The organism is Rhizobium sp. Leaf262 (genome assembly GCF_001422245.1).
In the GTDB taxonomy this organism is placed as follows: domain Bacteria; phylum Pseudomonadota; class Alphaproteobacteria; order Rhizobiales; family Rhizobiaceae; genus Agrobacterium.
Genome location: NZ_LMMM01000012.1, coordinates 62,290 through 77,631, shown reverse-complemented (window position 1 = coordinate 77,631; position 15,342 = coordinate 62,290). Strand labels below are relative to the sequence as shown.

Below are 15,342 nucleotides of genomic sequence, written 5' to 3'. Positions count from 1 at the left end.
GTGGAGCAACCATGTCGCAAACCATAGAGTTTCTGAAACCGCGCTCCTCGGTGCTCGACAACCGCGCGAGGATCGTCGCGGACCTCGCCGATCTCCTGCCGCCGGAATGTCTGGTGCATGAGGCGCGGGAACTGGTGCCATTCGAAACGGACGCTTTCGTTTCCTATCGCAAACTTCCTCTGGCAGTCGCCTTGCCGAAAACGACGGCGCAGGTGGCTGCTGTTACGAAATATTGCCATCGCTACGGCATTCCCATCGTGCCGCGCGGGGCAGGAACGTCGTTGTCAGGCGGGGCGATTCCGCAGGAAGATGCCGTTGTGATCGGCCTCTCGAAGATGTCGCAGATTCTGGAGCTGGACCTGTTCAACCGCACCGCCACAGTGCAGGCGGGCGTGACGAACCTTTCGATTTCCGATGTCGCTGGCCCGCAAGGTTTCTTTTATGCGCCGGACCCCAGCTCGCAGCTGGCCTGCACCATCGGCGGCAATATCGGCATGAATTCCGGCGGCGCGCATTGCCTGAAATACGGGGTAACCACCAACAATCTGCTGGGCGTGAAAATGGTGCTGGTGGATGGCACGGTGCTGGAACTGGGCGGCAAGCATCTGGATGCTGGTGGTTACGATCTGCTGGGCCTCGTCTGCGGGTCGGAAGGCCAGCTTGGTATTGTCACGGAAGCCACGGTGCGGCTGATTGCCAAGCCGGAAGGCGCGCGCCCGGTTCTCTTTGGTTTCGAAACCTCCGAGGAGGCAGGTTCGTGTGTGGCAGATATCATCGGCGCGGGCATCATTCCTGTGGCCATCGAATTCATGGACAAACCGGCAATCGAAATTTGCGAGGCCTTTGCCAAGGCCGGATATCCGCTGGATGTCGGCGCGCTGCTGATTGTCGAGGTGGAGGGGTCGGAAGACGAAATGGACGCCATGCTGGCCGATATCGTCGCCATTGCCCGCAACCATGGTGTGAAGACCGTGCGCGAATGCCAATCCGCCATGGAAGCTGCCGCCATCTGGAAAGGCCGCAAATCCGCCTTCGGCGCGACGGGCCGCATTTCGGATTATATCTGCATGGATGGCACGGTACCACTCAGCCAGCTGTCTTACGTGCTGAAAAAGACGGGCGAAATCGTTGATAGCCTCGGGCTGCGCGTCGCCAATGTCTTCCATGCGGGCGATGGCAACATGCATCCGCTCATTCTGTTCAACGCCAACGACCCGGAGGAGGCCGCGAAAGCCGAGGAAGCAGGCAATCAAATCCTGCGCCTCTGTGTCGATGCGGGCGGTTGCTTGACGGGAGAGCATGGTGTCGGCATTGAAAAACGGGACCTGATGCGCCACCAATATTCCGACGCCGATCTGGCGCAGCAAATGGCGGTGCGGTCCGCCTTCGATGCGGGCTGGATATTGAACCCTTCCAAAGTCTTCCCGCTGGAGGGACGGCCTGGGTCATGATGGACATGTTTTTGCCAACCAGTGAAATCGAAGCTGCCGATATCATCCGTGACCATGCCGAGGCTCGCCGGGCGTTGGCGATCTTTGGCGGCAACACGCGCTCCCGCTTCGGCAATCGCGTCGAGGCCGAGGCGGCGCTGTCATCGCGCGCAATCACCGGCATCGTCGCCTATAACCCCGCCGAAATGGTCATGACGGTGAAAGCCGGAACGCCCGTGGCAGAAGTCGAGGCGGCTTTGTCAGCGGCCAAACAAATGATGGCATTCGAACCCATGGACCACCGCGTCGTGATGGGCACGGTCGGTGAACCAACCATCGGCGGAATCTTCGCCGCCAACGTCTCCGGCCCGCGCCGTTATGTGGCGGGCGCGGCACGTGATAGCCTTCTCGGCATCCGCTTCGCCAATGGTCAGGGAGAGGTCATCAAGGCGGGCGGGCGGGTGATGAAGAACGTCACCGGGCTTGATTTGGTGAAGCTGCTGGCGGGCTCCTACGGAACCCTCGGCTTTCTCACCGAAGTCACCTTCCGCGTTCTGCCGGTGCCGCCTGCGCAAACCACGCTGGTGATATCCGGCCTTGAAGACGAAGCCGCAACCCACGCCATGGCTGTTGCCATGGCGACCAGTGTCGAGGTATCAGGTGCTGCGCATCTGCCTGAAAGTGTCAAGTCACGCTTCGTGAGCGGATCGCTACCGGACGGCGCGGCAACCGTACTGCGGCTAGAAGGGCTCGGTGCGTCAGTCAAGGCACGGTCGCAGAAATTGCAGGCCATCCTGTCGGCACTCAGTCCTTCTCTGTTTCTCGGTGAGGACCAGAGCAAGGCGCTGTGGCGGGAGATCCGCGATGTGACGCCCTATGCCACCAATCCTGCAAAACCGCTCTGGCGCGTGTCCGTCGCTCCCTCCCAAGGCCACAAGCTGGTGGCGGCGCTTCGGCTGGAAGCGGGTATCGATGCGTTTTATGACTGGCAGGGCGGGTTGGTCTGGATGCAGATGGAGGCCCAGCCGGAAGCGGAGCTTCTGCGGCACTACGTGAAGGCGGTCGGCGGTGGCCATGCCACACTGGTGCGAGCTGACGCTCGGGAGGGCATTGCAGCGTTTGAGCCACTTTTGACTGTAGAGGCTACGCTTTCGGGGCGGGTGAAGGGGAAGCTTGATCCCGCCGGAATTTTCAATCCGGGGAGAATGGGAATATCGTGATGATCGAGTTTATGGCTCACCCCCCTCTGTCCTGCCGGACATCTCCCCCACAAGGAGGGAGATCGACCCGGGGCGACCTCTCGCCCATCTCTGACGTTGACGGTGGAGCGACGTCCGTGCGCCCAGCCGATCTCCCCACCTGTGGGGGAGATGTCCGGCAGGACAGAGGGGGGCGCATCCGCACTTACGCCCGAGGTCTCGCCTAATGCAAACCTCCTTCACCCCCCAACAACTCGCCGATCCCAATATCGCTCAATCAGAAGCGATCCTGCGCAAATGCGTGCATTGCGGGTTCTGCACGGCCACCTGTCCCACCTATGTGACGCTTGGCAACGAGCTGGATAGTCCGCGCGGGCGCATCTATCTCATCAAGGATATGCTGGAAAATGACCGCCCGGCGGACGCCCAGGTGGTGACGCATATTGATCGTTGTCTCTCCTGTCTGGCCTGCGTGACCACCTGTCCCTCCGGCGTGGACTATATGCATCTGGTGGATCACGCCCGTATCCATATCGAAAAAACCTACCGGCGACCCATCATGGATCGCCTTATCCGCAATCTACTGGCCTTCGTGTTGCCTTATCCCGCACGCTTCCGAACAGCGCTCAAGCTCGCCCGCCTAGGCCAACCTTTCGCGTCCTTGTTTCGCAAGACTAAAGCGCTGCGGCCCTTGGCATCGATGCTTGATCTGGCTCCGAAAACCACTCCCACACCATCGACCGTCGCCAATCCCGGCACTCATGCCCCACAGGCCGAAAAGCGCGGACGGGTTGCCATCCTCACCGGCTGTGCTCAGCCCGTACTCGACCCTGAGATCAACGACGCGACCATCCGGCTTCTGACCCGGATTGGCATCGAAGTCGTTTTGCCGGAAGGTGAGGCCTGTTGCGGGGCGCTGGTGCACCATATGGGCCGTGAGGAGCAGGCGCTGGCATCGGCAAGGCGCAATGTCGATGTTTGGATGCGCGAGATCGAACGCGGCGGTCTGGATGCCATCATCATCACCGCATCCGGCTGCGGCACCATCATCAAGGACTACGGCCATATGCTGCGGCTGGATGCCGCCTATGCAGACAAAGCTAAAGAGGTCTCGGCACTGGCGAAGGATATCACCGAATATCTCGCGGGTCTCGACCTGCCGCCGCTGGAGCGCAACGGCCTGACGGTCGCCTATCATTCCGCCTGTTCCATGCAACATGGCCAGAAGATCACCATGCCACCGAAACTGCTGCTGAAGGCAGCAGGCTTTGCCGTGCGCGATCCGGCGGAAGGGCATCTCTGTTGTGGCTCGGCGGGCACCTACAATATTCTGCAGCCGGAAATTTCGGCGCAGTTGAAGGCCCGTAAGGTGAAGAACATCGAAGCGACGAAGGCTGATATCATCGCCACCGGCAATATCGGCTGCATGACGCAGATCGCCAGCGGCACCGCTATTCCCATAGTGCACACCGTACAATTGCTGGACTGGGCCTATGGCGGCAAGAAACCGAACAGGATCGAAGCATTAAAATAAAAAACGAGCGGTTTGACCCGCCCGTTTTTTAATATCCGGCGTGCAGCTTTAAAGCGCTTCCGGCGCCTTGACGTCCCCCGCCAAAGTTTATGCTCGGAACTTAACGCATTTCAGCCATCCGGCAAGCACGTTCAGTCCGTTTCACAACTCTCCGGCGTGAAGAATGACTTCAGCGTTGCTATCAGATCACTATGACCTTCGTGCCGACATTCACGCGTTCGTAAAGATCGGTCACATCTTCATTGCGCATGCGGATGCAGCCCGACGAATTGTTGCTGCCGATGGTCCATGGCTGGTTGGTGCCGTGAATGCGGTAAAGCGTGGAGCCGAGATACATGGCGCGGGCACCCATCGGGTTGGCCGGACCGCCTTCCATGAAGGCAGGCAGGTAATGGCCCTTTGCGGCTTCGCGAGTGATCATTTCCTGCGGCGGCGTCCAGCTTGGCCATTCGTTCTTGCGGGTGATCTTATGCGTACCGGCCCATTCGAAGCCCGGCTTGCCAACGCCCACGCCGTAGCGGCGCGCTTTTCCATCTGCCATGACGAGATAAAGGAAGCGGTTGGGCGTATCGATGACGATTGTGCCCGGCGCTTCCTTGCCCTGATACTGCACCATCTGCGGCAGGAATTGCGGAGCGATGCGCATATTTGGCGTATTCGGTCTTGCGGCCACGGCCTGCGCGCGCGGTTGTGCAACGGGTCGCTGGAACAGCGAAGGACGCGCAGGGCGCTGAGGATAAACCACCGGGTGAACCTGCGCACCGCCCAGCTGCATCACCCATGGGGCCGTCAGATCAGGGCTGACGACGACGGGTGGACGCTCTCGGTAACGATCATTGGCAAGGGCTGGCATGGAGAAGGCGCAGACAAGGCTCAGCGCCATAAAAACGGGTTTCATCGACATCGGGTGGACTCTCTACATGACACCGGAACATAACCGTCACGTTCGCACCTCCGAGACAGCGAATGGTAAATGGCCGTTCATGAAAAGCCGCGATTTGGCCGAAACCTTTTAATAAGGTTAGCGCACGGTTTTGAAACAGAGTGAATCAATGGTAATCACCGGCAGACAATGGAAAAGAGCATGGGCGCGATGAGTGAAACCGGACTTTCGACGGGTGAAGACGGCCTCATTCGCTGTTCCTGGCAGCAGGGGCTGGCGGATTACGCGCTCTATCACGATGAAGAATGGGGACACCCGGTCAAGGACGACACGCGTCTGTTCGAAAAGATTTGTTTGGAAGGCTTTCAGTCCGGCCTCTCCTGGCTGATGGTGCTGCGCAAGCGAGAAGCCTTTCGCGCCGCTTTCTGCGGCTTCGATTTCGAAAAGGTCGCAGACTTCGGTGAGGCGGATGTCGAGCGTTGCGTCGCCGACAAGGGCATCATCCGCCATCGCGGCAAGATCGTGTCCACCATCAACAATGCCCGCCGCGCCATCGAGATGCGCGATGAGTTTGGTTCGCTCGCCCGCTATTTCTGGGGTTTCGAGCCGGAGCCGGAAGAGCGTCCACCGGTCTTCGATTACGCAACCCTGCGCGCCAACCCCATTACGCCCGCGTCCACGCGCCTGTCGAAAGACCTGAAAAAGCGCGGCTGGACCTTTGTCGGCCCCACCACCATTTACGCCTTCATGCAGGCCATGGGCATGGTCAACGACCACATTGAAGGTTGCCATTGCCGCCCGCGTATTGAAACGCAAAGGCTGGAGTTTTCACGCCCATGACCCGGTTTCCCCAGATTCTTTTGGTATTCCTTCTCGCCCTGTCGGCGTTGGCTCCCGCCCATGCCGAAGGCCGCAATGTTGATGGCATCTGGTTGGATGACGGCGAAAAGCTGCAACCCGCCACCATGCCAGCCTCCGGCCCACTGGTGCTGAATGGCTGGACGCGACAGGGCCGCGGCGATGTCTATCGCCTCAAGGTCAAGGCCGGAGAGAAGCTGAAAGTAACCCTCGCCAGCCGAAGCGAATTCGTGGTCATGGCCATTTTCGATTTTGCCAAGCCCGAGGACGACGCAATCTTCTTCAGCGATGCGGGCAATAACACGGCACTGCTGACGCCCAAGGCAGAGACGGAATGGCTGATCCGCCCCATCCTCGTCCTCAGCGCTTCGCGCCGTGGCCTGGGTGCCAATTACACGATTACGGTGGAGAGGCAGCCATAGGCCGCCCCTGCGCAGTTATTCAGTGGCCCTTTGATTTCAGCCATTCTTTCATCATGGCAATTTCCGCTTCCTGCGCTTTGATGACCTCTTGCGCCAGTTTGCGGATTTCCGGGTCCTTGCCATATTGCAATTCCACCTTGGCCATATCGATAGCGCCTTGATGATGCGGGATCATGCCGCGCACGAAATCAACATCGGCATCGCCTGTGTACTCCGCCGACATATCCTCATGCATCTTTTTGCTGGCTTCCATGAAGGCCTGTGTCGAGGCGTTTTTGGATGGCGTCCCCTTGGACATGGTGTGGCCCGCATGTCCGCCGTCTTGAGCGTAAGCTGGCATCATGAAAGCGGCGCCGAGTGCTAGCACGAGGGAAATGGTTTTGACAGACATGGATTATCCTTCCTGTGTGACGGTGCGTTCGATTGACCTGATATTCATGTCATTTCGCTGGCAATCACCTTATGAATGATCTGATAATCCCGGCTTTCCTCGCCAAAGGGCACGACCGGCCAGTTCCATTCGCGTGCGATGCTTGGCACCGACACGCCATACAAGAGGTCTTCCTGCTGCTGTAGCCCGCCGTTCTTATCGATCACCTCGAAGCCGGTATCGGTGAGAAGGCAGGCCTTGCAGGGCAGGCCGGAAAGGCCATCGATATGGGCCTGGATAAGCCGGGGCAGGGTATCATCCGACATGGTGTTTGCATTCTCTTTCTCAAGACGGTTCTGCACGCCCGTTCCGATCTGCGACAACAGATTGGCGGAAATGACGAGATCAAGATAAGGTACCTGACGCAGAAAACTCAAAGGCTCCGGTTCTTTACCCGCTTGCAAGGCATCGAAACCCGAGAGATCGCGATAATTGAGGACGACGCTTTTGGCATGGCGCCAAAGTCCCGCGCGCACGCTGGCCAGATGCACCAGATCGACCAGCACGACGGTATCAAAAGCCGCAGCCAGTTGCTTGAGCGGCACGTCCCGCAGGAGGCCGGAACCAAGCACGACTGCCGTGCGGCGATGTTTAAGTTTCGCAGCGGAAGCCAGAATGAAATTGCGGCTATTCTCCTCATGCTCCGCCCATGCTTGTTTGCAACGGTTCGCCCGCGCCCAGAGATTGACGGAGTAACGAACATAAGGCCGAAATTCCGTCGGCGTCTTGGCATAGGTCGCGGCGTAATTGATGGCTTCGAGGATCATGATTCAGCGGTAGATTTCCCGGCGGTGGCCGATTTCGATGACGAGTACCACAAGCTTGTGGTCCTGAATGTCGCAGAGGATGCGGTAGTCGCCCACGCGGTAGCGCCAGTAATTGCCCAGTTCGGAGCCTTTCAGCGCTTCACCTATCTTGCGGGGATTATCGAGTTGCGCCAGTCGCTCTTGCAGAAAAGAACGAATGCGATTTCGAGCTTGCGGATCAAGTTTCTTGATCTGTTTCTGGACAAGAATATCGTACTCAATTGTCCAGATCACGCCAGAACTCCTCGGCGCTTACAACCTTTGATTCACCGCGCTGAATGCGCCGCGTCGCCTCTTCAGCCAGATACAAATCCTCCATATCCTCGATATGCTTTTCAATCGCCTCGCGGATGTAATAGGCGGATGTCCGGCCCGTGCGCTCGGAAAGCGCTTTCAGGCGCTCATAGGTTTCATCCGGCAGGCGGATGGCGGTCTGTTTGCTCATGGTTCTTTTCTCCCGAAAGTCGAGTGGGATGCGTGTATCCCATTTAGCATGGCGACCGTGACTTTGCCAGCAATTCCCATCGGCCACGCCCTTGCCGCACAGGGCTTCATCCTCTAATACACCGGCTTGATTTCAAGAGATAATTGGACCGGCATCATGAGCGAAAAAGCAAAAAAGCCTCAGAAACTGAAAGCCCGCCTGCCGCGCGGCTTCGTGGATCGCTCGAGCGCCGATATCCATGCCACCAATGAGATGATCGAGAAAATCCGTGGCGTCTACGAACTCTACGGCTTCGATCCCATCGAGACGCCGCTGTTCGAATATACCGATGCGCTCGGCAAATTCCTGCCCGATAGCGACCGCCCCAACGAAGGCGTGTTTTCGCTGACGGATGATGACAACCAGTGGATGAGCCTGCGCTACGATCTCACCGCACCGCTCGCGCGCCATGTCGCTGAGAACTTCAACGAAATCCAACTGCCCTTCCGCACCTACCGCGCCGGCTATGTCTTCCGCAACGAAAAGCCCGGCCCCGGCCGCTTCCGCCAGTTCATGCAGTTCGATGCCGACAGCGTCGGCGCACCGGGCGTGCAGGCCGATGCCGAAATGTGCATGATGATGGCGGATACGCTAGAAGCTTTGGGCATCAAGCGCGGCGATTATGTGATCCGCGTGAACAACCGCAAGGTTCTGGATGGCGTCATGGAAGCCATCGGACTTGGTGGTGAGGAGAATGCAGGGCGTCGTTTGAACGTGCTGCGTGCCATCGACAAGCTCGATAAGTTCGGTGTTGAGGGTGTGACGCTGTTGCTTGGTCCGGGACGTAAAGACGAGTCCGGCGATTTCACCAAGGGTGTGAACCTTTCTGATGCAGAGATCGACATTGTTATCGCATTTCTGAATGGAAAAGATGCGGATAATCTTTCGACGGCCAACAAGTTGGCAATGCAATTCACATCGAAACCTATTGGTTATGAAGGTTGTGAAGAGTTGCGGACGATGGCCCAGCTGTTCGCTGCTGCAGGATATAGCGAAGATCGTGTTTTGATCGACCCATCCGTCGTCCGTGGCCTCGAATACTACACCGGGCCGGTCTACGAAGCCGAACTCACCTTCGATGTCACCAACGAAAAGGGCGAAAAGGTCGTCTTCGGGTCTGTCGGCGGCGGTGGCCGTTATGATGGTCTGGTGTCGCGTTTCATGGGCCAGCCGGTTCCGGCAACCGGCTTTTCAATCGGTGTTTCGCGTCTGATGACGGCGCTGAAGAACCTTGGCAAGCTCGGTCAGGTCAAGCCGCTCGCGCCGGTTCTCGTCACCGTCATGGATGGTGATGTGGAGAGTATGGGGCGCTACCAGCGCTTCACGCAGGCGCTGCGCAAGGAAGGCATTCGTGCCGAGATGTATCAGGGCAACTGGAAGAAGTTCGGCAACCAGCTGAAATATGCCGACCGCATGGGTGCCCCCATCGCCATCATTCAGGGCGGCGATGAACGTGCCGAGGGCGTCGTGCAGATCAAGGACCTGATCGAGGGCAAGCGTCTGTCCGGCGAGATCGAGGACAACGCCGCATGGCGCGAGGCCCGCGTGGCGCAGGAAACGGTGCCGGAAGCGGAACTGGTCGCCAAGGTGAAAGAGATTCTGGCAGCACAGGCCGAGGATCGCCGCCGGGCAGAGAGCAACTAAACCGATGAGCCCAGCCAGCAGCCCCTCTCTGCCCTGCCGGGCATCTCCCCCACAGGTGGGGAGATCGAATCGTAGCACCGTCTCGGCCATCTTTAACGCGGCGGAATGGGCAAGGAGCTTACGTCTTGCTGATCTCCCTCCTTGCGGGGGAGATGCCCGGCAGGGCAGAGGGGGGTATCCCGCACTCTACGCAGGAGATCGTCCATGCCTCTGATCGATATGCCAGACTTTTCCGCAGAGCTTCTGGATGAATTCGCCGCCCGAAAGACGGCGCGTGTCAATACGCCTGTCATCCAGCCCGCCGAACCGTTTCTGGATATGGCCGGGGAAGACCTGCGCCGACGGATTTTCATGACGGAGAGCGAAACGGGCGAGAGCCTGTGTCTGCGCCCGGAATTCACCATTCCCGTTTGTCTGCGCCATATCGAAACCGCAACCGGTACGCCGAAGCGCTATTCCTATCTGGGCGAGGTTTTCCGCCAGCGTCGGGACGGATCGAGCGAGTTTTATCAGGCAGGCATAGAGGATTTGGGCGATACGGATATCGCCAGCGCCGACGCCCGCGCCATCAGCGATGCGACCGGGATATTGAAGCGCCTGCTGCCGGGCCGCAAGCTGACGATCACGTTGGGCGATCAGCAGGTGTTCGAGGCAGTCGTCGCTGCGCTCGGCTTGCCGCAAGGCTGGCAGAAGCGGCTGGTGCAGGCCTTTGGCGACACCGTGCAACTGGATACGCTGCTGCAAAGCCTCGTCAGCCCCAAGCCTATGACCGGGCTCGATGCACGCGTGGCGGGACTGCTCGCCACCGGCGAGGAAAAGGTGTTGGTCGACTATATCGATAGCGTTATGCAGGATACAGGCTACTCCACCAATGCCAGCCGCGCGCCGCAGGAAATCGCCCGGCGTCTGCGTGAAAAACTGGCGCTTGCCGCCACGCGCCTGCCGGATGAAAGTTTTGAGTTGTTGAAGCAGTTCCTGTCCCTGCAAGCGCCGCTGTCGCAGGCATCGCAGACGCTGTCCGACTTTGCCGATAAGGCAAAGCTGAAACTGGATGCTGCCTCGTCTGCTTTCGATGCCCGCGTGGCAGCACTGGCCAATGGCGGTCTCGATCTTGAAAAGATCACCTATGGTGCGGCCTTCGGGCGCCCGCTGGATTATTACACCGGCCTCGTTTTCGAAGTCAGCGTGGAAGGCGAAAGCGCCGTTCTGGCTGGCGGCGGTCGGTTTGACCGGCTGATGACGCTGCTCGGCGCAAAGGACAAAATACCGGCGGTCGGTTTCTCGCTCTGGCTGGATCGCATCGAAGCCATGAGGGCCACGGCATGACCATCACCATCGCTTTGCCCTCCAAGGGCCGCATGAAGGAAGACGCCTCCGCCATTCTGGAGCGCGCAGGCCTCAAGGTTCTCGCCATCGGCAATGACCGCTCCTATCGCGGTCGCGTCGAAGGCCGTGACGATATCGAAATCGCCTATCTCTCGGCCTCCGAAATTGCACGAGAAATCGGCAATGGCACCGTGGATTTCGGCGTCACCGGCGAAGACCTGGTGCGCGAAGATTTAAGCGATGTCGAAAACCGCGTCGAATTCTGCGCCCGCCTCGGTTTCGGCCATGCCGATGTCGTGGTTGCCGTGCCGGAGATATGGCTCGATGTGGACAGCATGGCCGATCTTGGCGATGTCGCCTCCGAATTCCGCGCCCGCCATGGCCGCCGCCTCGCCATCGCCACCAAATACTGGCGGCTGACACAGCAGTTCTTCTCGCGCCAGCACGGCATTCAGCTTTACCGCATCGTGGAAAGTCTCGGCGCGACCGAAGGCGCACCGGCAGCGGGGCAGGCGGATATCATCGTCGATATCACCTCCACCGGTTCGACGCTGAAGGCAAACCACCTGAAAATCCTGACCGATGGCATCATCCTGCGGTCCGAAGCCTGCTTCGTGCGGGCCCGAAAGCCGGAGCATGAGAGTGACGCGGTGGTGAGCGATATTGTTTCCCGGCTGAAGTCTGCCGTTTAGAGACTGCGATATAACAACGAAAAAAGCCGCCGGATCGCTTCCAGCGGCTTTTTCTATGAAGGTTGGATCAGCTTATGCGCGGGCAAGGCTGAGGCCACGGCGGGCGTCCAGCGAGTAGGCACCGGCGCCAAACGTTGCGAGCAAGATGTAGGCACCGGCCAGCGTGATGTTCTTCATCAGCATGATGCCGTTCAGCGTGTTGATCCAGCCCAGGGCCGCATCAGGCCAGCCGGGAACGGCAACCGTGCCGCTGTGGAAGACGAGGCCGGTGAACACGCAGAATACAGCGAGCGCCCAAGCAGCGATGCGGGTTTGGAAACCGACCAGCACTGCAAGGCCGGTGACGAGTTCAAACGCGCCAGCGAGATAGGCAAGAGCGGTTGCGGCAGGAAGGCCAGCGCCGGTGATCATGCCAGCCGTACCGGCAGGATCGGTCAGCTTGCCGAAGCCGGACAGGATGAAGATGAAGGAAAGAAGGATGCGTGCAACAAGCACGAGTGCGTTCTGGCTGCTAGACATGGAAGTCTCCAAGGATGGTGCCCGTGGGCATGAATTGATGCCAACCATATGCGCCAAATTGTCACTCCCGAACAGATGAACAAGTGGAGACTATTTGTTCACTATTTGAAGACAGTGGAGCCCCGCTTTTGATCACTCGTATAGGCTGACTCCAGTTCGGATCAACCGACTTCCAGGCCCTAGCGCCTCGATCTCATAGGGCGCGAGGTCCTTCAGTGGGACGAAGGTGGATGATTGCCCATGTGAGAGGAGCAAACCTTCAGCCTTTTCGATGAAGGTATACGCATCGCACGGCACTGTCGTGCCGGAGCGAAGCGGCACCGTCTTATCGGCCTCGCAAGCCGTTGTCTTGTGAGTGTTGGAGAGGAGCATGGAAACTGCCCATCCGCCAGCCAGCCATATCGCCAGAAACAGCACATATCCAACGGGTCCATTGGCCAGCAGTCTGGGCGTTACATAAAGCGTAATTCCGACAGCTAACAAGAAAACGATACCGGAGAGGCCGAAGATAAGAAGGAACGGTGAGATAAACACAAGCGGGCCGATAATGACGGCAGCGTAAGGGTTTTTCAAAACCCAGCCTGGGAAGTCCCATTTTCGATTTTCGTGATCGACGGGTGGAGAGTTGAAGATCCTGCCAAAATATATCAGGCCATTCATTACGGCTATCGATTGGAAGCTGAAGACGGCGGAATACAGTAGGGCGGTTAGAAAACTAATAGTGTTAAATGGTATGGGAGCAGGCAGGCTGCTGACGTCGTAAGCGCATGATCCTGCAGCAAACATCAGCACCGCAGCGACCAGAAGGGACAGTCGTTTATAAAAGAGAGACGATGGGATTTTCGTACGTGCTGCCACTGGCTCCGCTTCTATGTTTGACACTTAACCTCCGTCTCTTTGGTTGCGTAGTCTGTTCTGCGCTCGTTTGACGATATAGCGTCTCCAAAATCGTCACAATGAAAAAAGGCGGCCCGTGAGGACCGCCTTTCGTATTCCAAAGGATATCGACTTCTTAGAAGTCCATACCGCCCATGCCACCGCCTGGCATTGGAGGCATTGCAGATTCCTTCTTAGGGAGTTCTGCAATCATGGCTTCCGTCGTGATCAGCAGGGAAGCAACCGAAGCTGCGTTCTGCAGAGCTGTGCGAACAACCTTGACCGGATCGACGATACCCATGGCAATCATGTCGCCATATTCAGAGGTCTGGGCGTTGTAGCCCCAGTTCTCTTCGTTCTTTTCGAGGATCTTGCCAACAACGATGGAGGCTTCGTCACCTGCGTTTTCAGCGATCTGGCGAACCAGCGACTGGAGAGCGCGGCGAACGATGTTGATGCCAGCTTCCTGGTCGTCGTTTGCACCCTTGACGGTGATCTTCGTGGAAGAGCGCAGGAGAGCCGTACCGCCGCCTGGGACGATGCCTTCCTGAACAGCAGCGCGCGTCGCGTTCAGAGCGTCGTCGATGCGGTCCTTGCGTTCCTTCACTTCGATTTCCGTGGAGCCGCCAACGCGGATAACGGCAACGCCGCCAGCGAGCTTGGCAAGACGTTCCTGCAGCTTTTCGCGGTCATAATCGGAAGAAGTTTCTTCGATCTGAGCCTTGATCTGTGCAACGCGGCCTTCGATGTCGGACTTCTGGCCCGAACCGTCGACGATCGTCGTGTTTTCCTTGGAGATCGAAACCTTCTTCGCCTTGCCGAGCATGTCGAGCGTGACGTTTTCGAGCTTGATGCCGATGTCTTCGGAGATAACCGTACCGCCGGTCAGGATCGCGATGTCTTCGAGCATGGCCTTGCGGCGATCGCCGAAGCCAGGAGCCTTGACAGCAGCAATCTTCAGGCCGCCACGCAGCTTGTTGACGACGAGCGTAGCAAGAGCTTCGCCTTCGACGTCTTCAGCGATGATGACGAGTGGCTTGCCGGTCTGAACGACAGCTTCGAGAACAGGCAGCATGGCCTGAAGGTTCGAAAGCTTCTTCTCGTGGAGAAGAATGTAGGCGTCTTCCAGGTCAGCAACCATCTTTTCAGGGTTGGTGACGAAGTAAGGCGACAGGTAGCCGCGGTCGAACTGCATGCCTTCAACGACTTCGAGTTCGGTTTCTGCGGTCTTGGCTTCTTCGACGGTGATAACGCCTTCGTTGCCAACCTTCTGCATGGCTTCAGCAATGTCCTTGCCGACCTGCGTGTCGCCGTTTGCAGAGATCGTGCCGACCTGTGCAACTTCTTCCGAAGTGGAGATCTTCTTTGCCTTGGACTGAAGGTCCTTGACGACTTCCGACACAGCGAGGTCGATACCGCGCTTCAGGTCCATCGGGTTCATGCCGGCCGCAACAGCCTTGTTGCCTTCGCGAACGATGGCCTGTGCAAGAACGGTCGCAGTCGTGGTGCCGTCACCGGCGATGTCGTTGGTCTTCGAAGCAACTTCGCGGACCATCTGTGCGCCCATGTTTTCGAACTTGTCTTCGAGTTCGATTTCCTTGGCGACAGAAACACCGTCCTTGGTGATGCGCGGAGCGCCGAAGGACTTGTCGATGATGACGTTACGGCCCTTAGGACCAAGCGTTACCTTCACTGCGTCTGCGAGAACGTCGACGCCCTTGAGCATCTTTTCGCGCGCTGTGCGGCCGAATTTAATTTCTTTAGCTGCCATTGTAGAAAACTCCCGGGCTCATTGCCCATTGGTTGTCATGTAAGGATGAGAAAACCGGCTAAATCAGCCGATAACGCCCATGATGTCGGATTCCTTCATGATCAGAAGGTCTTCGCCGTCGAGCTTGACTTCAGTGCCGGACCACTTGCCAAACAGCACGCGGTCGCCAGCCTTGACGTCCAGAGGAACGAGCTTGCCGCTATCGTCGCGAGCGCCGGTGCCAACAGCGACGATTTCGCCTTCCTGTGGCTTTTCCTTGGCGGTATCAGGAATGATGATGCCGCCCTTGGTCTTTGCTTCAGACTCAACGCGACGAACAACGACGCGGTCATGCAGCGGACGGAAAGTAGTGCTTGTCATTGTCTAATCCCTCGATCAAATGACCTGTACGAACCCATCAAAGGTCCGCGTGATAAGTGTTAGCACTCCTCATTGGAGAGTGCTAGCGAGGCAGAGATAGGGCTGTGC

General features: G+C 58.2%; 17 protein-coding genes. 8 read left to right on the top strand and 9 right to left on the bottom strand.

From position 1 onward, the window contains the following. The first annotated feature begins 11 nt into the window (after positions 1-11). The 3 genes from ASF29_RS11430 (at position 12) to glcF (ending at position 4,163) form a co-directional block, all read left to right on the top strand. Positions 12-1,451, top strand: a complete 1,440-nt coding sequence (locus ASF29_RS11430; protein WP_062450810.1) for an FAD-linked oxidase C-terminal domain-containing protein — start codon at positions 12-14, stop codon at positions 1,449-1,451. Between the two features lie 5 nt (positions 1,452-1,456). Beyond that, positions 1,457-2,650, top strand: a complete 1,194-nt coding sequence (gene glcE, locus ASF29_RS11425) for a glycolate oxidase subunit GlcE (RefSeq protein ID WP_062451028.1) — start codon at positions 1,457-1,459, stop codon at positions 2,648-2,650. A gap of 205 nt (positions 2,651-2,855) precedes the next feature. After that, positions 2,856-4,163: a glycolate oxidase subunit GlcF gene (gene glcF, locus ASF29_RS11420; protein WP_062450809.1), complete on the top strand. Its 1,308-nt coding sequence runs from the start codon at positions 2,856-2,858 to the stop codon at positions 4,161-4,163. A gap of 181 nt (positions 4,164-4,344) precedes the next feature. On the opposite strand, the gene ASF29_RS11415 is transcribed toward glcF, so the two are convergent. Continuing rightward, complete coding sequence (locus ASF29_RS11415; RefSeq protein ID WP_062450808.1) at positions 4,345-5,067, bottom strand: L,D-transpeptidase; 723 nt, start codon at positions 5,065-5,067, stop codon at positions 4,345-4,347. A gap of 189 nt (positions 5,068-5,256) precedes the next feature. Between ASF29_RS11415 and ASF29_RS11410 the strand changes: the two genes are divergently transcribed. Continuing rightward, a complete protein-coding gene (locus ASF29_RS11410; protein WP_062451027.1) occupies positions 5,257-5,886 on the top strand; it encodes a DNA-3-methyladenine glycosylase I in 630 nt (209 codons plus the stop codon). Next, complete coding sequence (locus ASF29_RS11405; RefSeq protein ID WP_062450807.1) at positions 5,883-6,326, top strand: hypothetical protein; 444 nt, start codon at positions 5,883-5,885, stop codon at positions 6,324-6,326. The genes ASF29_RS11410 and ASF29_RS11405 overlap by 4 nt, the downstream gene beginning before the upstream one ends. Before the next feature lie 19 nt (positions 6,327-6,345). On the opposite strand, the gene ASF29_RS11400 is transcribed toward ASF29_RS11405, so the two are convergent. The 4 genes from ASF29_RS11400 to ASF29_RS11385 are packed head-to-tail and all read right to left on the bottom strand — an operon-like array spanning position 6,346 to position 8,007. Further along, positions 6,346-6,717: a DUF305 domain-containing protein gene (locus ASF29_RS11400; protein ID WP_062450806.1), complete on the bottom strand. Its 372-nt coding sequence runs from the start codon at positions 6,715-6,717 to the stop codon at positions 6,346-6,348. Between the two features lie 44 nt (positions 6,718-6,761). After that, the gene (locus ASF29_RS11395; RefSeq protein ID WP_062450805.1) at positions 6,762-7,523 is read right to left on the bottom strand and encodes a hypothetical protein; all 762 of its coding nucleotides are present in this window, start codon (positions 7,521-7,523) and stop codon (positions 6,762-6,764) included. A gap of 3 nt (positions 7,524-7,526) precedes the next feature. Then, on the bottom strand, positions 7,527-7,796 hold the full coding sequence (locus tag ASF29_RS11390; protein ID WP_062450804.1) for a type II toxin-antitoxin system RelE/ParE family toxin: 270 nt from the start codon (positions 7,794-7,796) through the stop codon (positions 7,527-7,529). Beyond that, positions 7,780-8,007 (bottom strand): DUF6290 family protein, encoded by a 228-nt coding sequence (locus ASF29_RS11385; protein WP_013635548.1) that lies wholly within the window; start codon positions 8,005-8,007, stop codon positions 7,780-7,782. The genes ASF29_RS11390 and ASF29_RS11385 overlap by 17 nt, the downstream gene beginning before the upstream one ends. Before the next feature lie 156 nt (positions 8,008-8,163). Between ASF29_RS11385 and hisS the strand changes: the two genes are divergently transcribed. The 3 genes from hisS (at position 8,164) to hisG (ending at position 11,708) form a co-directional block, all read left to right on the top strand. Next, a complete protein-coding gene (gene hisS / locus ASF29_RS11380; protein ID WP_062450803.1) occupies positions 8,164-9,690 on the top strand; it encodes a histidine--tRNA ligase in 1,527 nt (508 codons plus the stop codon). Between the two features lie 204 nt (positions 9,691-9,894). Next, positions 9,895-11,016: an ATP phosphoribosyltransferase regulatory subunit gene (locus ASF29_RS11375; RefSeq protein WP_062450802.1), complete on the top strand. Its 1,122-nt coding sequence runs from the start codon at positions 9,895-9,897 to the stop codon at positions 11,014-11,016. Further along, positions 11,013-11,708, top strand: a complete 696-nt coding sequence (hisG, locus tag ASF29_RS11370; RefSeq protein WP_062450801.1) for an ATP phosphoribosyltransferase — start codon at positions 11,013-11,015, stop codon at positions 11,706-11,708. Before ASF29_RS11375 ends, hisG begins: the two co-directional genes overlap by 4 nt. A 72-nt stretch (positions 11,709-11,780) precedes the next feature. Here hisG and ASF29_RS11365 read toward each other — a convergent pair whose 3' ends face one another. The 4 genes from ASF29_RS11365 to groES all read right to left on the bottom strand — a co-directional run bounded on the left by ASF29_RS11365 (position 11,781) and on the right by groES (position 15,234). Continuing rightward, positions 11,781-12,227: a DoxX family protein gene (locus ASF29_RS11365; RefSeq protein ID WP_062450800.1), complete on the bottom strand. Its 447-nt coding sequence runs from the start codon at positions 12,225-12,227 to the stop codon at positions 11,781-11,783. Between the two features lie 132 nt (positions 12,228-12,359). After that, positions 12,360-13,085, bottom strand: a complete 726-nt coding sequence (locus ASF29_RS11360; protein ID WP_156462635.1) for a hypothetical protein — start codon at positions 13,083-13,085, stop codon at positions 12,360-12,362. 154 nt (positions 13,086-13,239) lie between these two features. Continuing rightward, on the bottom strand, positions 13,240-14,874 hold the full coding sequence (gene groL, locus ASF29_RS11355) for a chaperonin GroEL (protein WP_062450798.1): 1,635 nt from the start codon (positions 14,872-14,874) through the stop codon (positions 13,240-13,242). 63 nt (positions 14,875-14,937) lie between these two features. Then, on the bottom strand, positions 14,938-15,234 hold the full coding sequence (groES, locus tag ASF29_RS11350; protein ID WP_045229730.1) for a co-chaperone GroES: 297 nt from the start codon (positions 15,232-15,234) through the stop codon (positions 14,938-14,940). Positions 15,235-15,342: the final 108 nt, after the last annotated feature.

What these genes read in the sequence shown, in the direction of transcription:
- ASF29_RS11415 (WP_062450808.1), bottom strand. Translation starts at nt 5,067, where the DNA reads ATGTCGATGAAACCCGTTTTTATGGCGCTGAGCCTTGTCTGCGCCTTC.
- ASF29_RS11375 (WP_062450802.1), top strand. Translation starts at nt 9,895, where the DNA reads ATGCCTCTGATCGATATGCCAGACTTTTCCGCAGAGCTTCTGGATGAA.
- ASF29_RS11430 (WP_062450810.1), top strand. Translation starts at nt 12, where the DNA reads ATGTCGCAAACCATAGAGTTTCTGAAACCGCGCTCCTCGGTGCTCGAC.
- glcE (WP_062451028.1), top strand. Translation starts at nt 1,457, where the DNA reads ATGTTTTTGCCAACCAGTGAAATCGAAGCTGCCGATATCATCCGTGAC.
- groL (WP_062450798.1), bottom strand. Translation starts at nt 14,874, where the DNA reads ATGGCAGCTAAAGAAATTAAATTCGGCCGCACAGCGCGCGAAAAGATG.
- hisS (WP_062450803.1), top strand. Translation starts at nt 8,164, where the DNA reads ATGAGCGAAAAAGCAAAAAAGCCTCAGAAACTGAAAGCCCGCCTGCCG.
- ASF29_RS11385 (WP_013635548.1), bottom strand. Translation starts at nt 8,007, where the DNA reads ATGAGCAAACAGACCGCCATCCGCCTGCCGGATGAAACCTATGAGCGC.
- hisG (WP_062450801.1), top strand. Translation starts at nt 11,013, where the DNA reads ATGACCATCACCATCGCTTTGCCCTCCAAGGGCCGCATGAAGGAAGAC.
- ASF29_RS11395 (WP_062450805.1), bottom strand. Translation starts at nt 7,523, where the DNA reads ATGATCCTCGAAGCCATCAATTACGCCGCGACCTATGCCAAGACGCCG.
- groES (WP_045229730.1), bottom strand. Translation starts at nt 15,234, where the DNA reads ATGACAAGCACTACTTTCCGTCCGCTGCATGACCGCGTCGTTGTTCGT.
- glcF (WP_062450809.1), top strand. Translation starts at nt 2,856, where the DNA reads ATGCAAACCTCCTTCACCCCCCAACAACTCGCCGATCCCAATATCGCT.
- ASF29_RS11400 (WP_062450806.1), bottom strand. Translation starts at nt 6,717, where the DNA reads ATGTCTGTCAAAACCATTTCCCTCGTGCTAGCACTCGGCGCCGCTTTC.
- ASF29_RS11405 (WP_062450807.1), top strand. Translation starts at nt 5,883, where the DNA reads ATGACCCGGTTTCCCCAGATTCTTTTGGTATTCCTTCTCGCCCTGTCG.
- ASF29_RS11410 (WP_062451027.1), top strand. Translation starts at nt 5,257, where the DNA reads ATGAGTGAAACCGGACTTTCGACGGGTGAAGACGGCCTCATTCGCTGT.
- ASF29_RS11365 (WP_062450800.1), bottom strand. Translation starts at nt 12,227, where the DNA reads ATGTCTAGCAGCCAGAACGCACTCGTGCTTGTTGCACGCATCCTTCTT.